The 19,136-nt window shown below is 50.7% G+C and carries 17 protein-coding genes; 5 read left to right on the top strand and 12 right to left on the bottom strand.

Annotation, left to right across the window (positions count from 1 at the left end):
- Positions 1-65: 65 nt before the first annotated feature.
- From DPRO_RS00145 to DPRO_RS00110, 9 genes are all read right to left on the bottom strand, one after another.
- Entirely contained in the window at positions 66-461 is a 396-nt protein-coding gene (locus DPRO_RS00145; RefSeq protein WP_097010247.1) for a response regulator, read from the bottom strand.
- 48 nt (positions 462-509) lie between these two features.
- A complete protein-coding gene (locus DPRO_RS00140; RefSeq protein WP_097010246.1) occupies positions 510-2,216 on the bottom strand; it encodes an FAD-dependent oxidoreductase in 1,707 nt (568 codons plus the stop codon).
- Between the two features lie 44 nt (positions 2,217-2,260).
- Positions 2,261-3,436: an aminotransferase-like domain-containing protein gene (locus DPRO_RS00135; protein ID WP_097010245.1), complete on the bottom strand. Its 1,176-nt coding sequence runs from the start codon at positions 3,434-3,436 to the stop codon at positions 2,261-2,263.
- A 364-nt stretch (positions 3,437-3,800) separates the two neighbouring features.
- Positions 3,801-3,971, bottom strand: a complete 171-nt coding sequence (locus DPRO_RS20285; protein ID WP_173806717.1) for a hypothetical protein — start codon at positions 3,969-3,971, stop codon at positions 3,801-3,803.
- 114 nt (positions 3,972-4,085) lie between these two features.
- Positions 4,086-4,637, bottom strand: coding sequence for a Fe-S-containing hydro-lyase (locus tag DPRO_RS00130; RefSeq protein ID WP_097010244.1), 552 nt, complete (start codon positions 4,635-4,637; stop codon positions 4,086-4,088).
- Positions 4,637-5,476, bottom strand: a complete 840-nt coding sequence (locus DPRO_RS00125) for a fumarate hydratase (RefSeq protein ID WP_097010243.1) — start codon at positions 5,474-5,476, stop codon at positions 4,637-4,639. Before DPRO_RS00125 ends, DPRO_RS00130 begins: the two co-directional genes overlap by 1 nt.
- 172 nt (positions 5,477-5,648) lie before the next feature.
- On the bottom strand, positions 5,649-6,386 hold the full coding sequence (locus tag DPRO_RS00120) for a fumarate reductase iron-sulfur subunit (protein ID WP_097010242.1): 738 nt from the start codon (positions 6,384-6,386) through the stop codon (positions 5,649-5,651).
- Between the two features lie 3 nt (positions 6,387-6,389).
- Positions 6,390-8,225: a fumarate reductase flavoprotein subunit gene (locus tag DPRO_RS00115; protein ID WP_097010241.1), complete on the bottom strand. Its 1,836-nt coding sequence runs from the start codon at positions 8,223-8,225 to the stop codon at positions 6,390-6,392.
- A 12-nt stretch (positions 8,226-8,237) separates the two neighbouring features.
- On the bottom strand, positions 8,238-8,888 hold the full coding sequence (locus DPRO_RS00110; protein WP_097010240.1) for a succinate dehydrogenase/fumarate reductase cytochrome b subunit: 651 nt from the start codon (positions 8,886-8,888) through the stop codon (positions 8,238-8,240).
- A 426-nt stretch (positions 8,889-9,314) separates the two neighbouring features.
- Here DPRO_RS00110 and DPRO_RS00105 point away from each other — a divergent pair, with 426 nt between their 5' ends.
- From DPRO_RS00105 to DPRO_RS00085, 5 genes are all read left to right on the top strand, one after another.
- Positions 9,315-12,002, top strand: a complete 2,688-nt coding sequence (locus DPRO_RS00105) for a M16 family metallopeptidase (RefSeq protein WP_097010239.1) — start codon at positions 9,315-9,317, stop codon at positions 12,000-12,002.
- Between the two features lie 120 nt (positions 12,003-12,122).
- A complete protein-coding gene (locus tag DPRO_RS00100; protein WP_097010238.1) occupies positions 12,123-12,701 on the top strand; it encodes a TetR/AcrR family transcriptional regulator in 579 nt (192 codons plus the stop codon).
- 78 nt (positions 12,702-12,779) lie between these two features.
- Entirely contained in the window at positions 12,780-13,292 is a 513-nt protein-coding gene (locus DPRO_RS00095; RefSeq protein ID WP_097010237.1) for a carboxymuconolactone decarboxylase family protein, read from the top strand.
- 104 nt (positions 13,293-13,396) lie between these two features.
- A complete protein-coding gene (locus tag DPRO_RS00090) occupies positions 13,397-13,735 on the top strand; it encodes a hypothetical protein (protein ID WP_097010236.1) in 339 nt (112 codons plus the stop codon).
- A 2-nt stretch (positions 13,736-13,737) separates the two neighbouring features.
- Positions 13,738-14,337, top strand: coding sequence for a DUF2238 domain-containing protein (locus DPRO_RS00085; RefSeq protein WP_097010235.1), 600 nt, complete (start codon positions 13,738-13,740; stop codon positions 14,335-14,337).
- 32 nt (positions 14,338-14,369) lie between these two features.
- On the opposite strand, the gene DPRO_RS00080 is transcribed toward DPRO_RS00085, so the two are convergent.
- The 3 genes from DPRO_RS00080 to fusA form a co-directional block, all read right to left on the bottom strand.
- Complete coding sequence (locus DPRO_RS00080) at positions 14,370-16,037, bottom strand: ribonuclease J (protein WP_097010234.1); 1,668 nt, start codon at positions 16,035-16,037, stop codon at positions 14,370-14,372.
- Positions 16,038-16,041: 4 nt separating this feature from the next.
- A complete protein-coding gene (locus tag DPRO_RS00075; RefSeq protein ID WP_232005654.1) occupies positions 16,042-16,701 on the bottom strand; it encodes a lysophospholipid acyltransferase family protein in 660 nt (219 codons plus the stop codon).
- Between the two features lie 224 nt (positions 16,702-16,925).
- Positions 16,926-18,983 carry an elongation factor G gene (gene fusA / locus DPRO_RS00070; RefSeq protein WP_097010232.1) on the bottom strand — a complete coding sequence of 686 codons (2,058 nt, stop codon included), beginning with the start codon at positions 18,981-18,983 and terminating at the stop codon, positions 16,926-16,928.
- Positions 18,984-19,136 lie beyond the last annotated feature (153 nt).

Below are 19,136 nucleotides of genomic sequence, written 5' to 3'. Positions count from 1 at the left end.
AATACAGAAAAAAAGGGCAACCATATGGTTGCCCTTTTTTATATTCATTTCAAAGTATCCGCTCATCAAAGAATCAGATTGCGCTTGAGTTCATCCAGAACAATATCCTTTTCAAGCGGCTTGACAATGTAGCAGGAGGCATCGGAATCAAAAAAAGCTTTGGATACATTGGTATCATCTACCAATGACGTGATCATTACGAGCTTGAACAGCTCATGCTTCTTCAATCCCTTCTGAACTTCCTTTTCTCGCATGACACCAGCGGCCTGATGCCCATCAATTCCAGGCATCAGAATATCCATCATCACCACATCATAGGGTACACCGTCCTGATGCGCTTCATCAAAAGCAGCTATGGCCTCTTCTCCCGTAAACATGCAGTGGCATTGCCCGTGTTCATGTAAAACGGTTTGCAGAAAAAGGTGAACGCTCTCGTCGTCGTCGACAATCAGAAAACGCACAACAACCTCGCTTATCCCTTGATATCCAAGATGAAGCAGTGAAGCCTCTTACAGTTTGACGCCGTACTTGTTTATTGCAGCCATTCCGCCATGAATGTTGATGATGTTCTCATACCCCTTATCCTGAAGCATGATCTGGGCTTCGTATGAGCGCGCCCCGGTATTGCAAACCAACACGACGGACTTGTCTTTGGGGATTTCGTCCAGGCGGTTATAAATTTCGCCCTGCGGTACGTTATGCCAGTCAGGATTGCGCTTCATCAACTCCTCGGCATCAGCCTTTTCACGGCAATCAACAAAGTAACAGTCGCCACTTTCACGCTGATTCCACAGTTCCTGGAAGCCATCGGGGCCAACTCCCTGATTGATTCCGAGGATGGCATTGTCTGCAAGGTTTCCGAGGGTATTAAGGATATCCATGGCAGCAGAAAACGGCGGGGAGTACGCCAACTCCATGTTCGAAATTTCATCGATAGTCGGGTTCATCTTCAGCAATGCGGCCACAGCGTTGATTCGACCGACCAGCGCATCACCGGAGCTACCAAAGCCTTGTACGCCAAGGACTCGGCGTGATTCTTTTTCAAAAACCATCTCCAGTGTCATCAACTCTTTAGTCGGATAGAAATGCGCCCTATCAAGCTGAATCAGCAACACGCTCAGCGCATCATACCCAGCGGCTTTGGCTGCTTCAAGGCTAAGACCGGTTCCGGCCAGAGATGTCTCGAAGAGTTTCACAACAAAGGAACCAACCACGCCGTCAAAACGAGTTTCCCGACCGGCAAGATTGTTGCCGATCACACGCCCCTGACGATTGGCCATAGATCCCAGTGGGAGAAAAGCTCCCTCTCCGGTCAGCAAATGTTTGACAATAGCGCAGTCGCCACCAGCATAAATATTCGGATCATTGGTACGCATGAACTCATCAACGATGACACCGCCGCGCTCATGGCAAGCCAATCCGGCCTCTTCAGCAAGTTTGGAGTTGGGGATAACACCAGCGGCAATGATCACCACATCAGCCTCAAGAGTACGCTTGCTGGTTATAACCCGAGCAACTTTACCGTCCTCTCCCTCAATGGCGGTCACGCTTTCACCAAAATAGAAATCAACACCGCCCTCTTCCATGTGCTGCTGAGCCATGGTTGCCAATGCAGGGCTCACGAGCCGCGGCATTACCTGATCGGTAATTTCAACTACGCTGGTTTCGATCCCCCACATATCAGCAAAGGCCTCCGCCATCTCCAACCCGATGAATCCGGCTCCGACGATGACGGCCTTATTAACTACGCCACTGGAAATCCCTTCGCGAATTCGAGTCGCATCCTCGGGGTTGCACACATAACTCACGCCCTTCAAATCTTCGCCGGGCAAGTTGAGTTTGCGCGGAGAAGCGCCTGTGGCGTAAACGAGCTTGTCGTATGGCAAGGCAGCGCACTCACCTGTTGTGACATTTTCCACTTCCACGACTTTCTTCTCGCGATCGATCCGCGTCGCTTTGGTCAGGATCTGTACATCAACCCCTTTGACTTCCTTGAAGAACTTGGGATCACGCAACATATGAAAGCTGGTTTCGCACAACTCCTTGGCATCAGAGACATCGCCGGAAACGTAGTATGGGATGCCGCATCCACCATAGGAGATCAGCGAACTCTGATCGATCATGGTAACTGTGGACCCCGGCTCAAGACGCTTGAAACGACAAGCAGCTTTGGGTCCAAGAGCAACTCCACCGATAACAACTATATTTTGTGCCATAATACTCACCTTGTGTTCAATTCCCGCTTCATTTCCGGGCAATATTAGTCCAATAGGGTTGAGATACTCGATCCCAGACGCTTAATGCCTTCTTCGATCTTTTGCTCATCAGAATTGGAAAAATTCAAACGAAATGTATTCTCACCGGTTCCATCAACATAAAATGGCCTTCCCGGTACAAAAGCGACCTTGTCCTTGATCGCAATATCAAAAAGATCCATGGAGGATACGCCTTCAGGTAAAGCCGCCCAAAGGAACATGCCCCCTTCCGGTTCGGTTATATTGACCACCGACGGAAAGTGCTGCTGGATCATGTCGACCATGTGCTGACGCTGCCTGCCATATCGTTCCTTGATCAGGCCCACATGTGATTCGATATCATTGGTTTCCAGATAACGACGCATGATGGCTTGAGCCACGGTCGATGTATGTAAATCAGATGCCTGTTTGGCAATGACCAGTTTCTCATAGAAGGGAGACTCGGCTACTACCCAGCCGATGCGAAATCCCGGTGCTGCGATTTTGGAAAAAGAACCACACAGAATTCCGGGTTTCTCGCGAAATGAATAAACGCTGGGCAAATCCTCACCCATGAAGCGGAGCTCTCCATATGGATCATCTTCGATGAACAGAGCATCATAGGTGTCCATGAGCTTGGCAACGGCCTTCCGCTTTTCCAGCGAATAGCTCACACCGGACGGATTCTGAAAATTGGGAACAGCGTAAAAGCACTTGGCTCCCTGCTGAAGTGCCTGCTCCAACTCAGCAAGATCAGGGCCGTCACTTTCCAAGGAGATTGCCACAAATTCCGGTTCAAATATGGAGAAAGCCTGAATAGCGCCAAGATACCCCGGACGCTCGATAACGACCTTGTCCCCCTTATCCAGAAAGACTTTGGCAACGATATCAAGAATCTGCTGCGAACCAGTAGTGATGAGAATTGAATCAGGCGAAACAGACAATCCACGTTTGGCATACCGTTCTGCGATTATTGTACGCAACCCTGCGTCGCCTTCCGTTGTGGAGTATTGAAGTGCGGAAGCCCCGATATTGGCAAACACTTCTCTGGATGCACGATCCATTGATTCCAACGGGAACAGATCAGGATTTGGCAAACCGCCTGCAAACGAGATTATCTCTGGATCAGCGGTGACTTTCAATATTTCACGGATAAACGAACGGTGAACAGTACCCATTCGACGAGCAAATAATTCTGACATACTATCTCCTTGCGCACATGTCAGATACTCCTAAAAACACTGATTCGCAAGGCACTGCTGCCATTAACACGAAGAAAATTGCAAAAATGATATCGCTTACCAACAACAAGGTGTCACCGGTCAGCAAAACGAAAAGATATGGCTCGGAGGAAAAGACAGCACCCCACCACCGCTCTATCAATACAGCCAGAAATGAGATGTGAGGAAGGATGAAGACGGAGGATGCTCTGAGGCAAAAAAAGACCGAGGAGTAGCGACAGAAGTCCGATCAAGAAAGGATCAGACTCGGTGCAACGAGCACGCCTCCCCCATTAGAAACCGATATACGAAGAAAGGGACCTTGCGGCCCCTTTCCAAAATAGTATTACTCTTTGTCTGGTGACCAGTTGGGGTCGCGATATTTGTCGGGATTGTAAAGACGCCAATCAGAACCATCGTCATACTTCTCATCCGCACCGGGATAAGGCGTGTACGTCTTCTCGTTTTTCTTATCGTCTTTGCGAAGATCAACATCTTCAAAGTAGCAATTTTCCATGACAAACCTCTACATTGTCGAATTGTGACCCCATCGGAAGGTACCGCCACGGGGCCGGACAACGACGTCGTCCTGCCCCCTCAGTGAATCAAATCATCGATCCTGTCAAGCGCCTTATGATGCAGCTTCCAAATCAGGTTTGACGTAGAGTTCACCCCCATGACAGTCATTGATCACCAACAAAGGAAAATCTTTGACTTTCATTGCGCGGATGGCTTCAGGGCCCAATTCATCAAATGCTATGACCTCTGATTCAACTATGGAATTGGACAACAATGCCCCTGCTCCACCTGTTGCGCCAAAGTAAACGCCCTTGTGTTCCTGCATGGCGGCTTTCACCTCGTCGGAACGTTTGCCTTTACCGATGGTGGCCTTCATACCCAGGCTGTGCAGTCGTGGCGCATAAGTATCCATGCGATAGCTTGTGGTGGGACCGGCAGCACCGATGGGTCTGCCCGGAGGCGCAGGAGATGGCCCAACGTAGTAGATTGCCGAACCATTGAGGTCGAAAGGTAACTCTTTACCTGCATCCAGCAACTCGAAAAGCTTTTTGTGTGCAGCGTCGCGAGCAGAGTGAATCGTGCCTGTGAGGAAAACCACATCACCAGCTTTGAGCTGCTCAATGTCTTCATCTGTCAACGGTGTATTCAATTTGTATTCAGCCATTACAGAATGACCTCCTCATGACGCTGGGAGTGACACTGAACATTCACAGCCAGAGGAAGACTGGCCAGATGGCATGGCTCCATGGCGATTTTAACACCAAGGACTGTTGTCTTGCCGCCCAATCCCATGGGACCTATGCCCAGTTTGTTGAGGGCTTCTTCCAGTTCCTTTTCCTTGGCGGCAAGTTCCGGGTCAGGATGCGTATCATCCAGATCGCGCATGAGCGCCTTTTTGGCGATCTTTGCCGAATGATCGAACGTACCGCCTATGCCGATGCCAATGATAGTCGGCGGACAGGGATTCGGTCCGGCTTCAGCCACACGATTGATGACGAACTGCTTGACGCCTTCCCACCCTTGCGCTGGGGCAAGCATGGTGACGCGAGACATGTTTTCAGAACCACCACCTTTGGCCATGAAGAAAATCTTGAGCTTGTCACCGGGAACAACATCAAAATGAATGACCGCAGGGGTGCCGTCGCCCGTGTTGGCACGAGTTAACGGATCACATGCTGACTTGCGCAGGAAACCTTCATCGTATCCTTTACGAACCCCTTCATTGATCAGTTCTCGCAGATTACCGCCAACCACACGACAGTCATCGCCGATTTCGACAAAGAACACTGCCAAACCACAATCCTGACACAGTGGCAATTTGGTCTCATTGGCCAGATCGGCATTTTCCAGCAGTTGACGCAAAACTTCCTTGGCTGATGGAGAAGTCTCCTCGGCCATTGCCTGTTCAAATTTATTGCGAACATCCTGCGGAAGCTCTGTATTGGCCTTCACACACATCTTGGCCACAGCTTCCACAATATCCGCTGCCTGTATTTCTCTCATTTATCGCCTCCACCGGCTCGAAAAAGGGCGGCCTCCGAAGCAGCCCACTACCTTTTTCATCTAATACGACGCACAATCCCTTGAGCGGTTCAAGGGACGCGGCCTTGTTATTCCTCAAAGAGGCGAACGACCTTGTTCAAGCCGTTCGCCTCCAAGTATTGTACGGGGTCGATTACTTCCTGAAGAGTCTCTTCAAAGAGGTAATACCCATCTTGCGCCGCAAAAAGCCGAGTTGGTTTTGCAACGGAAGATGTTTGGGACACACGTCTTCACAAGCCAGCAGGCCCATACATCCGAATATGCCCATATCATTACCTATTATTTCATAATAGTCACTATCGGAGCGCTGGTCCCTCGGATCGATCAGGAATCGGGCGACACGGTTCAGCCCTGCAGCACCGATGAAGTCCTCGCGCAATCGGGCCGTGGCACAGGCCGAAACACAACAGCCACATTCGATACACCGTTCCAGCTCATAGATGGCAACAGCTTCCTTGTTGTCCATGCGCTCTTCCAGTGCTTCCGGGTCGAACTCCTTGTCCGTGTGAATCCAGGACTCGGTTTTTGTATACATTTCCCGGAACCACGAACCGGTATCGACCGAGAGGTCACCAACGAGCTTGAAGACCGGTAACGGCAACAGCGTAATCTCTCCAGGGAGATCACGCGTTTTGGTATGACACGCCAACCCCGGACGACCATTGATAACCATGCCGCAGGCACCGCATATTCCCGCACGACAACAAAAGTCGAACTGCAGGGACGGGTCCTGCTCTTCACGAAGACGGTTAAGCGCAATGAAGAGCGTCATGGAGTCGGTCTCTTCAAGTACGAACTCCTGCATATGAGGCTCAGACTGTTCGTCCTGAGGATTATAGCGGAAGATGTTGAATTTCAATAATCTGGACATTCTCTATTCCTTCTTGTCGTCGGCGCTGATGATTTCGGACTTGCCGTAACCACGATCACCCGGAGGAATCTCGACCACTTCTGTTGCCGGTTCATATTCCAGGGTAGGCAATGTATCGTCTGCATTCTTCCAGTAGGCCAGTGTACGGTTGAGCCAGTCTCGGTCGTTTCGTGCGGGGAAATCCTCACGGTTATGCGACCCACGTGACTCTGTACGCTGCAAGGCGCCATAAGCAACCATAAGCGCCATCCTGACCTGCCCTTCCAGCTTCAGCGCAACGGCCAACTCGGGGTTAACCCCTCTGCCATTTGAACGGAGTCCAACATTCTTCGCGCGAATAAGCGTTTCCTGCAGAGAGCTGACGCACTCTTCCAGGCCGTCTTTTGTGCGGAAGATGTTTGCGCCTTTGTTCAGCGCATCCTGCATGGACTTCCGAACCTTGTAGACATTTTCGGAGCCATTGGCGGAAGTAACGAGATCATCTATGCGCTGCTTCTGCAGCTTGACCACATCGTTAATAAGAGCGGTCTTGAACTCGGTTTCACAGCCTTCAAGGTATTCGGCGATTTTCTTACCGACAATACCGCCTGCCACAACGGTCTCTGCCAGTGAATTGCCGCCCAATCTGTTGAAGCCGTGCATATCCCAACATGCAGCTTCGCCTGCCGCAAAGAGCCCCTTGACCCCATAGGCTGCGCCATCCCTATTGGTTCGGACCCCGCCCATGGAATAGTGCTGCGTCGGGCGGACCGGGATGAGTTCGTGGATGGGATTCACGCCAAGGAAGTACGTGCATATTTCATATACTTCACGGAGCTTGCCCGTAATATGCTCTTCCCCAAGATGGCGTATATCCAGCCAGAGGTGTTCACCGTAAGGCGATTTGACTCCATGCCCTTCTCGCATGTGGTGCGTCATCCATCTGGAAACGACATCTCGTGAAGCCAGTTCGGCCTTATCCGGCTCGTATTCATGCATGAAGCGTTTTTCATTGACGTCGAGGAGTGTTCCTCCGTCACCGCGACACCCCTCTGTGACAAGGATATCCGTAGGAACAATACCGGTGGGGTGGAACTGTACCGCCTCCATATTGCCCATGGGAACAACACCGGTATCGACACACATGGTATGTGCGCCGCCGTCACAGATTACGGCATTGGTTGTGTTGGGATAGATACGACCGAAACCACCGGCAGCGATCATCGTTGCCTTGGACAAATAGACGCGCAGGTCTCCTGTACGCAGGCAGCGTGCAACGACGCCGTAACAGGTGTCGCCATCCTGAATCAGTGCAATGGCTTCGGTTTTGTCATGGACCTCGACACCCGCCTGCGCACACCGGTTATCCATGGTGCACATGACGGCGTGTCCGGTACCGTCGGAAGTATAGCAGGTACGCCACTTGGCCGTCCCGCCGAAGGAACGGGCCATGATCAGCCCTTCCTTGTCTTCTTCCTCCACCTTTTCAAACTGCTTACCACCTTTGTAATAGATGGATTTGCCAGGAACAACACGGTTCCACGGCACGCCCCAGTGAGCGAGGCGGCGCATTTCTATGGGTGCGGTATCGGCAAACATTCTTGCCACTTCCTGATCACACCCCCAGTCAGATCCTTTAACGGTGTCCTCGAAGTGGACGTCAGGACCGTCCCCCTTGCCCATGACGGAGTTCCCCAAAGAGGCTTGCATGCCTCCCTGTGCTGCGGATGAATGGGAACGACGAGCTGGTACAAGGCTGAGGCAAATGGCGGAGAATCCGGCGTCGGCAGCTTCAACAGCTGCACGCTCTCCCGCAAGACCTGCGCCGACAACGAGTAAATCGGTGTAAATAGTCTGCATGGTGATACTCCGTTAATTGACGCTCAGGAACAGAAAGCGAACCAAGGTGATTAATCCGATGGCGATGAACATCATCGTCAACAGATTCTCGCCACGCTTGAACTTGGAACGCTTGGTGTCTTTCACAAATCCCCACTTCACTCCGATACGGTAAAAACCGATGCCGACATGCAACTCGGTGAGTGGCAGGAGGATCAAATAAAAAACAGCCCAGAATCCGCCTTGGATTCGAGCTGCTGACTTGGCCGCGGTAATGGGCAGATCGGTTAACACCACCCACATGTGAATGGAGCCCATTATCAGGATGATCATCGCGGATACAGCCTGGACTACCCATAGCCACGTGTCGCCATGACGCATCATCTTCGCATGCTGCATGACGGTTTTCTGGCCGTCGAACCGGAATGGAATTTTCCTGGCAGCGAGAACAAAGTGCGTAAGAAACACAAGAAAAATTAGCGGACCGCCGACTTGCGCCATGCCGGTCGCCTCAAAGAAGTGGGCGATGGCATTCATCGCATCGGGACTGATGACAACGCTTGATACCAGTAACATGTGACACCACATGAACAGTATCAGACTGGCTCCGGAAAGCATCTGAAGCCAGTCCATCACGCCATCCCACTTACCGGTTTTTCCGGCAGGTGCATAACTGATGGACATTCATTTCCTCCGTTGGGTTAAACACACAAAATCCCTCGATTAGATTCCAGAAAACTTACGCATGTCTAAAGAAAATTGTCAACGGAGGTTACTTTTTTCAACGCTCTCTTTTGAAGCTGAAACAAAAATATAACCATAAGATTTTATGTGAGAATCAATCAAAAATGTGACAGAAATAATGATTTTAATTTTTTTGACTGACCGGTCAATTAAGCTGTTAAATATCTGTTTGACTCCCGGTTGTTAACTACACTACTCGTTTACGGTTTCCATTTGCACGATGCTCAGGTACCCTTCGTCCCCGGTCAATCATGACGTTGACCCTTGCATTGTCCAAAATCCGACTTAAATTCAGATGGAGAAGTAAATCATAATGATGAAACCTTTTTCGCCCTTCACAACGGGCGATTCTTATGGAGTTACTCAATGTTTCAACGCGTATTACTGCTGGGAGGGATGCTGATGCTCCTGACCGGCTGCTTGGCACATGCCAACAAAACCAAAACCATGGACAACCCGGAACCGGTTGATCCAATGGCCAGTTTCAACCTTGGCGGGGATGAAACGCACATCGTCAAACTCAAGAACGGATTGACCGTTTTGATTAAGAATGACGATCGCTTCCCGCTGGTCAATGCAAGACTGTATGTCCATGCCGGAAGTGCATACGAGACTCCAGAAATTGCCGGGATAAGCCATCAGCTTGAGCATATGGTTTTCAAGGGTACCGAAAAGCGAGGACTGGGCGAATCAGCAAAGGCCATCGAGTCAGTCGGTGGTTCCATGAACGCAGCCACCAGCTTCGACTATACAGTATACTATGTCGAAGTTCCCGACGCGGAATGGAAACTGGGTCTTGATGTCATAACTGATATGGCCATTAATCCCACCATTGATCCCAAGGAACTGGAAAGCGAAAAGAAAGTAGTGCTTGAAGAGCTGGAACGAGGTGAGGACTCACCCAACAGCCTGCTGTTCAAGAGCCTGCAATCAATGATCTGGAAAGACACGACATACGAATGGCCGATCATCGGTTACCGCGATACCATCAAGGCCTTCAATCGTGAAAAGATCATGGATTACATTGCGACCCACTATCAGCCGCAATCCATGATGCTCGCAGTGGTCGGCAAGGTTGATCCTGATGAAGTGGTGAAAGAGGCCGAACGTCTGCTAGGCGGACTGGAGAATACCAGACCCGTTCTCCCGCCCGAGACATTCACCATCCCGGAAGTAGGCACCGGACCGGTTGTAACCAAGCTTACCGGCAAGTGGAACAAGGTCTACCTCGGAGCAGCTTTCCCCATTCCAGGCGGTTCCTCTGCCGAATACGCAGGACTGGATCTCTTGAGTCAACTGCTCGGCGGCGACAGCACTTCGCGATTCTACCGCAAGTTCAAGTATGAAATGCACATGGTGGACGACATATCTGTCTCCCCCCTGTCGCTCGAACGTGGCGGCATGCTCTATATCCACGCCACTCTGGATTCCGAGAATGTTGACGAATTCTGGATGGAATTAATGAAGGAGCTTGCCTCTTTCGATCCGGCCAACTTTACGGATCGCGAGATTGAACGCGCACGGCTCAACCTCGAAGATTCCATGTTTCTTGCCAAGGAAACCCTTTCCGGCCTTGCCAGCAAAACCGCCTTCCTTCAGTTTTTCGAAGATGGCGAGCAGGCCGAGGATAACTACCTGTATACACTCCAGCAGGTGACTCGCGACGAACTGCGTCACCTCTACGAACAGTTCATTCGTCCCGACCAACTCCACTCCGTGGTGCTGACCCCGGAAGAGAATACGGTCTCTGCAGATCAGTTCACTGAGGTAATCCATCAGGAATGGCCATTACAGAAGTCTATCCAAAAGGCTCAGCAGGAAGAAACCACCGTTGAAGAAGCCGTCATCGAGCTTCCAAGCGGCAACAAGTTGGTCTTCCTCCCAGATGACACCCTCCCTTACACGGCCATTTCCATTTACTGGACCGGCGGTGACGGGATTCTCGAAAAGGACCAGGAAGGCCTTGCAGCACTGACCGCTTCTGCGCTTTCGCGTGGGACCATGAGCATGACGGCTACGGAGGTTCAGGACTTCCTTTCCGACCATGCCGCCTCCCTTGGCGCCAAGGCTGGTCGCAACGTCTTTGCCGTTGAATCGAAGTTCCCTGTTCGATTCACAGATAAGATTCTTCCGCTTTTGCGAGAAGTAATGACTGCTCCGGCATTCAATCCAGAAGAGATTGAACGCTCCAAGCGAGACCAGATTGCAGGCATCAAACGACGCGAAGATCAGCCGCTCGGCCTTGCATTCAGACACCTGTTCCCCTTCCTGTACAAGTCCGGCCCCTACGCTCTGTTACACCAGGGGCAGCCAGAAGGCGTGGAGCAATTGGGTCAAGCCGACATCATGCGCTATTGGGCAAGACAGTCCATGCAGCCCATGACAATAGCGGTTTGCGGACAGTTTGATGCCGATGTCATTCGCGAGTTTGCCGACAACCTTTCGGCGACACTGACTGCGCCGGTCAATGAATATGCGTTTACCGAACCGGAATGGAACAGCGAACGCACCACCACCATGCAGTTGCCGGATCGTAAGCAGTCTCACGTGCTCATGGTCTTCCCGACCCCCGGGCAAATGGATAGAGACACCACTGCAAGTCTTGAACTGCTCAGAGCAGCTCTTTCCGGTCAATCCGGCTTGCTGTTCCGTGACCTTAGAGACAAGCAGGGGCTTGCATACTCAGTTACTTCTCTGCTTTGGCAGAGCCGAAACACCGGTTTCCTGGCACTGTACATCGGGACCAATCCCGACACGGTCGAGCAATCTCTGGACGGATTCCGTCAGGTAGTAGCCGACTTGGCAGCCTCCCCGTTACCGGAAGAAGAGTTGACCCGCGCAAGAAACATTCTTGTGGGCGACTACTATCAGGAACATCAGTCTCTGATTTCCCGAAGCCGTCAGGCAGCCAGCCTGATAGCTCGCGGATTTGATCGATCCTACGAGCAGGAGATCATCGAAAAGGCCAAAAGCGTTTCAGCTGAAACAATCCGGTCGGTGGTCAAAGAGTACCTTGATCCGGACAAAGCCTATCTCATGACGGTCACTCCATAATACTAATAAAAGGGGAAGCTTAAGCTTCCCCTTTTTTATGGGCAGTACAACCTACTCTGCTGCCCATAAACTTCTGAGAGTAGTTGACACGGACTAGACGACCGGTCTATTTCATCTCGCATGTCACAGACAACAAAAGAACGCATCATCGAGGTCGGCGCCGATCTGGTCCACCGCAATGGCTTCAACAATACAGGCCTCAAAGATATCCTCCAGGCGGCGGGCATTCCCAAAGGTTCGTTCTACTTTTACTTCACGAATAAAGAGACATTCGGTCTCGAAATGATTGACTACTATCGACAGGGTTTTCGCAGTCAGGCAGAGCCGATTCTCACTGATGCATCCCTCAGTCCGCTCAACAAACTCCGTACCATCTTTGACCAATACAAAAGCAGCCTTGAAAACCACGGATTTGCTCGAGGCTGTCCCATCGGCAACCTGGCATCGGAGATGAGTGATCTCAGTGAACCCTTCCGGCAAAAGCTGGATGAGGTAATGACAGGTTTGACAGCCTTGTATCAGGGGCTTCTTGATGAAGCCATCGCGGCTCACGAACTGCCACAATCAATCGACACATACTCCACCGCTGTATTCATGGTCGAATCATGGCATGGCGCCATTATACGGATGAAAGTGGCTAAAAACGCCGAACCGCTTACCATATGCTATGACATGATTTTCAATAAGATTCTTCGTTAGTCCCTGCATAGGCATCTATGCAGGTTTTCTTTTACCCACTGTGTAGACGACCGGTCTACTATAAACAAGGAGTTATTCATGTTCCTACTCAACAGCGTTCCCCCTGAATCAGCAAAAGACCTGATTGCAGATGTCTATGGCATCTTTCCCAAAAGCATGGGCGTACCTGACTCGGTTCAACTCTACAGTACAAGCCCACAGTTGCTCCGTTGCCAGGGTGAGATAGTCAAACACTTCGTCACTCAGGAAGAACTCGACTTTCACCTGCTGGCAGCAATCCGCTACCTGGCAGCAGAGCATTATTGCCATGCGTACTGTCTCAACCTGAACTCAACCCTGTTACAACGCTCAGGTATGAGTTCGGATGACATGGCCTGTTTGAAAAACTCACCAGAAGACTTCTTTGGGCCTAAAGAGGCAGCTCTGCTCCGACTGGTTCTCGATGCGCTCAGTTCACCAGATGAGGTCGATCAACCCAGGATAGACGAACTTGAGGCAATGGGCTGGTCCCATACTGCCATATTCGACGCAGTAGCACAGGCTTCACAGATGGGTGCTGCAAGTCTTCTTTTCAGGACTTTCACCAAATAATACCGGCGGGTGCCATGCCACCCGCTTCTCCCCTCTTGCCCACTTCTCACTCGTAGGCTACATATTCCCAAGCAATCACTACAAAACACCAAGAGGATGGAGACATGGCGCTCATATTCGGTTCCCCCAAAAAGCAGGGATCATCCAGAGATGATATTAAGATGGACCACCGACTTACACTTGCCAAGGATATGTATCTCGCAGGCAAAATGAAGATTATGTCGACGGAAACGATTCCCGGGCGGGAAATCCAATCGGCGTTTGGTCTTATCGTTTGCCGCAGCTACACTTTCGACAATGCATTCTATGGTCTCATGGCACAGGCTGTGGACGTCAACGCAGATGCGATCATTGGTTACCGGGAGTCGGTCGCGTTCCACCCAGAGGGAGACAAGTACTATTCCTGTTACGGGACTGCTGTTCGGATGAAAAAAGTCAAATAACCATGACTTACCGGAGCTTTAAGCAGTACTATCCACACATACTGGCAGCCTGCTTTACCGTACTTTGGTGTGTGCTTGCCATCAATCCGCTCATGCGCGATGTCTGGCTGGCGGAGAACCTGCCTATAGTTGGTGTGTTCCTCCTGCTGGTTGCCAGTTTCAAGAAATTTCGCTTTTCCAATACGGCGTACACCCTCATGAGCGTCTGGCTCATACTCCACACCATCGGAGGGCACTACACATTCGCCAAAGTTCCGTTCGATTTCTTCACCGACATGTTCGATCTGGAACGGAACCATTTTGACAGGATCGCCCATTTCTCCATCGGCTTTTACGCCTATCCCATTGCAGAGTTGGTGACGCGAAAAAAGCAAGCGACTCCTATCGTAACCTACTTGTTCAGCCTGTTCGGCATCATGTCGTTGGCTGCTGGGTACGAGATAATAGAATGGTGGTACGCCGTTCTGGAAGGTGGAGATGCCGGCATCGAGTTTCTTGGTTCACAAGGTGACATTTGGGATGCCCAAAAGGACATGCTCGCAGATACACTCGGCGCCGTCGCCTCTCTGACCCTATTCAGGTGGCATAACAACACCAACTAACGAAAAAGCCCGGTCATAAACCGGGCTTTCTTTTATTCATCCAGATCGATGGGGATAACCAGTGGAACAACCACCGGATCACGCCCGAGTACCTTTCTAAAGAATCTTCTGAGAGCTGAACGGATTCGCTCCTTGAGCTTTGTCGTCTCGCCCGGGGCGATGTTCTCATGCACATCCAGCACGATACATTTGGCATCATCCAGGACGTGACTGTATTTTTGCTCGAATACGAATCCTTTGGAAATGATGTCAGGGCCAATTGATATTTCACCGGTCGCATTATCCACGACCAGCAACACAACGACCATTCCTTCACCGGCAAGAAGCTGCCTTTCCTTCAGGACAGAGTGCCCGACATCGCCAACTCCCTTGCCGTCCACCAGAATCTTGTCGGCAGGGAACAAGGGACCGAATTCGACTGAACCATCCGCCTCAAAATGAATGGATTGTCCGTTTTCAACCACCAAAGCGCATCGTTCATTAACACCACAATCCATGGCCAGTCGCTGATGTTTCACGAGGTGCCGGTACTCGCCGTGCACCGGAATAAAATATTTTGGCCGAACAGCTTCAAGCATCAAGGTCAACTCTCCGGCATGGGCATGACCTGAGGCGTGAATACCGTGCATCTTTTCGTACAGGACCTCGGCGCCCAAGCGATACAGATTGTTGATAACCTTGGTGATCGCTTTGACATTCCCGGGGATGAACCGGGATGAAAGAATGAACAGATCATCTGGTCGCACCTGAAGTTGCCGATGCTCACCTGATGCCATTCTTGAAAGCGCGGCCAGCGGTTCCCCTTGCGAGCCGGTCACCAACAGAACCAACTCCGAATCCCCATAGTGGTGCAACTGGTCTAGATCGATGAATATTCCCTTGGGAATCTTCAGGTGCCCCAAGTCTCTGGCAAGCTCGATATTCCTATACAAACTCCGGCCAGACACAGCGACCTTTCGCCCTTGGGCATCAGCAAGATCAAAGACTTCCTGCATGCGCTGAATGTGACTCGAAAAGAGGGAAACAAGAATCCGCCCTTTGGCTTTTGAAAAGATATCCCGCAAGGAAACCTTGATCTCTCGCTCTGTGAGCGCAAAGCCTTCCTGCTCCACGTTCGTGGAATCAGACAACATGAGGTGGACGCCCGGTTCCGCGAACTTGCGGAATGCAGCGAGATCAGTTGCGTGTCCACCAAGAGGATTACGATCAATCTTGAAATCACCAGTATGGACGATGCGTCCGACCGGTGTTTCAATGCCGAGACCATACCCTTCGATTATTGAGTGACAAACAGGGAAAAAGTTGAATTTGAAATCACCGATCAAGACACGGTCATATGGCCGAACAGGACGAAGGTCGGCCCATCTGTCGAGGCCATGCTCCTTCAGTTTATTCTCGACCAATCCAAGCGTGAACTGGCTGCCGTAGACCGGGACATCCACATTTTGCAAAAGCCACGGCAGTGCACCGATGTGATCCTCATGCCCGTGAGTCAGTACAATCCCATGCAGTTTTGCCTTGTTCTGAAGAACGTAATCAAAGCAGGGAATAACGACATCAACGCCAAAATGATAATCTTCGGGGAACATCAATCCGCAATCGACAAGCGCCATGGACCTATCTGTCGTATAGGCCATGCAATTCATGCCGATCTCACCGAGACCACCAAGAGGGTATAGACTGAGAACAGGGGAAGCCATGAGGTTATCCTTGGTCAAGGAGTTCTTTGTATGCCTTGTTCATCATGGCATACAGGTCATCCTTGAATTTTTCACGATCTTTGAGCGTGTACTCTGAGGGGTCAATTACAGGCAGAGCTTTGACTCGCACAACAGGCCGGTTGTCGATGATCAGCTTCCCTTTAGGCATGATTTTACCTGTATTGGCCATCACGACGGGAACGACAGGAAGCCCGGATTTGAGAGCAATGATCATCCCTCCGATCTTAAAATCCATAAGCTCATTCAAATTGGTATTTCTGGTACCTTCCGGAAAAATAAACGGAGAAATACCACTCTTAGCCTTCTCAACAGCCTCATTGAGACTCTTCATCGCGGCACGACGGTTGTCCCGGTCGACACAAATATGTCCGGAATGGGCCAACGCTTTACCATAAATGGGAATTTGAAAAAGGCTCTTCTTTGCCACAAATCGAATACGATTCTTTTTGAAAACCTCGAACAGCACGGGTATATCAAGGTTGGACTGGTGGTTACCGATGAAGACGTAATGCCCTTCGGGATCAACATCTCCCAAATCGACATCAATCTTCAACCCGGCCAATCTGGCCGTGGTTTCTCCCCACTTCAATCCCCAGTAGTCATACTCTTCAGGAGTACAATTTTCCGGGTCAACCTTCATCATCTTGTAACTATAATAAACTGTTACAACCCACAGTATCAGTACAAAAAAAATGCGTCGAAACATGAAAAATCCTTATCGTTGAACTTGGGACTGAGTAAACCAAATCCTACCGGTAAACAAGGATTTCAGTACATTTCATTAGAATTATATATCCTTCACCAAAAGCCATAAAAAAAGGCGGCAGAAAAACTGCCGCCTTGTACTATATCAACGGTATGACCAGACTATTCTTCGTCAGCCTTTTTATTAGCCGCAATGACCTTCTGCATTTCCTGGGGCGGGCACTCCTCGTATGAGGCAAACTCCATGAAGAAGGTACCCTGTCCACCTGTCATTGAGTTAAGGTCTGGCGCGTATTTCAGCATCTCAGCCATTGGGACATGTGCCTTGACTTCAGTGATACCGGCCTGGGAGTCGGAGCCGAGCACCTTGCCTCGACGTGACGAAAGGTCACCAATCACATCACCCATGAAGGAGTCCGGCACAGCGACCGTCACCAGCATCACAGGCTCAAGGAGTGCCATCTGGGCTTTTTCCGCCGCTTTCTTGAACGCTAAGGAGCCTGCAACCTTGAACGCCATCTCGGAGGAGTCGACGTTATGATAGCTGCCGTCATACAACGTTACCTGGAAATCGATCACCGGGTAACCGGCGAGCACACCGCGGGCGGCTGTCTCCTGAATGCCTTTGTCTACGGCAGGGATAAACTGACGGGGGATGGCTCCACCGACGATCTGATCAACAAACTCATATCCCTCACCGGAATGCCTGGGGGCAACGTGAATCCAGCAATCACCAAACTGACCGCGACCACCGGACTGTTTCTTGTGTCGTCCCTGAACCTCGTTTGCACCGGACTTGAAGGTTTCACGATACGGAACCTTGGGAGTCTTCAAAAGAATGTCAGCTTTATAGCGACGCTTGGCCTTTTCGACAGATATCTCGATATGGTTCTGGCCCATGCCGGACAGCAGAATATCGCCGGACTCTTCATCTCGCGAAAGGGTCAAGGTGATATCCTCATCCAAGAGCTTTGCAACGGCAGCATACACCTTATCCTCATCACCCTTTTCAGCAGGAGCCAGGGCAAAGGTGATCAACTGAGGAGCCAGTTCCGGCTTCACGAGCTTGAACTCATCTTTCTCCACCAGCGTATCGCCAGTATGGGTATTCTTCAGCTTAGCCAGCGTTACAATAGCGCCAGGTCCAAGCGGCTCTTTGGACTGTTTTTGCTCCTTACCACTTGTCAGCAGAACCTGACCGATACGCTCTTTTTCTCCATTGGATGCATTAACCAGATGAGAATCCGGCTTCAACTCGCCAGAGAGCACTCTTGCAATGGTCAACTGCCCGGCAAACGGGTCAGCCAGTGTTTTGAAAACAAAACAGGCCAACGGCTCATCTGGCGAACTCTTGCGCTCGCCCTCTTCGCCCTGCCACGGCTCACGGTCCAACGGGCTGGGCATAAGCTTTTGTACAGTATCCAGGATCATCTGACCGCCCTGGTTGTTCAGCGCAGCAGAAAGCACGACAGGAACAAGCTCACCGGCTGCAACACCGTCCTTGAGACCCTTGGTGATGTCATCAGGTGCAAGCTCGCCTTCTTCAAAATATTTTTCCATGAGATCTTCATCGGATTCAGCGATGTTTTCAATCATGGTTTCACGAAGCGTTGCCACTTCTTCCGCGATCTCACCGGGGACTTCGCCCTCGGATACTTCACCGCCTTCGCCAAACATCAATGCCTTGCCGGACATCATGTCGACGACGCCCTTGAAGTCCTCTCTGGAACCAATCGGGTAGTACAGCAATACGGGACGAGCACCCAACGCTTCGGATATGCCATTGAAAGCTGTATCAAAATCAGCCCTGTCACGATCCATCTTGTTGATTACGATCATGGAAGGCAGCCCTTTATCCTGAACCTGAGCCCACACCTTGCGGGTCAGCGGCTTGACACCATCAACTGCATCAATAACAAGAACAGCGCCGTCCGCAGCCATCAGGCTGTAGGACAAGTCGCCTGAAAAATTTGAGTCACCGGGTGTGTCTATGAGAAAATGATCATTTTTTTGCCATTTGAAACTGGCAAAACCGGGTTGAACTGAGCCGCGACGTTTTATTTCTTCAGGTTCGTAATCAAGGACTGTATTCCCTTCTTCGACCTTACCAAGACGATTAACGACGCCAGCGTTGAAAAGAAGCATCTCAGCCACAGAGGTTTTACCGCTACCACCGTGTCCGACGAGTGCATATGTTCTCTGGTTCTTCAGATCAGGCATTCTCATACTCCAGTGTATTTATTGGTTTTCTGCAGTAACCTGGATCATCATTTTCCATATGTCATCAATGACACTTGGAATTTGACAGGTTTAGTCCTATAGGAAGAGCAAAGCGAAAATGTCAAGGGGGGTTGGCAAATAAAAGGGGTACTC

Source organism: Pseudodesulfovibrio profundus (assembly GCF_900217235.1).
GTDB lineage: Bacteria > Desulfobacterota > Desulfovibrionia > Desulfovibrionales > Desulfovibrionaceae > Pseudodesulfovibrio > Pseudodesulfovibrio profundus.
The sequence above is the reverse complement of the archived record's forward strand: the minus strand, read 5'-3'. Positions and strand labels throughout refer to the sequence as shown.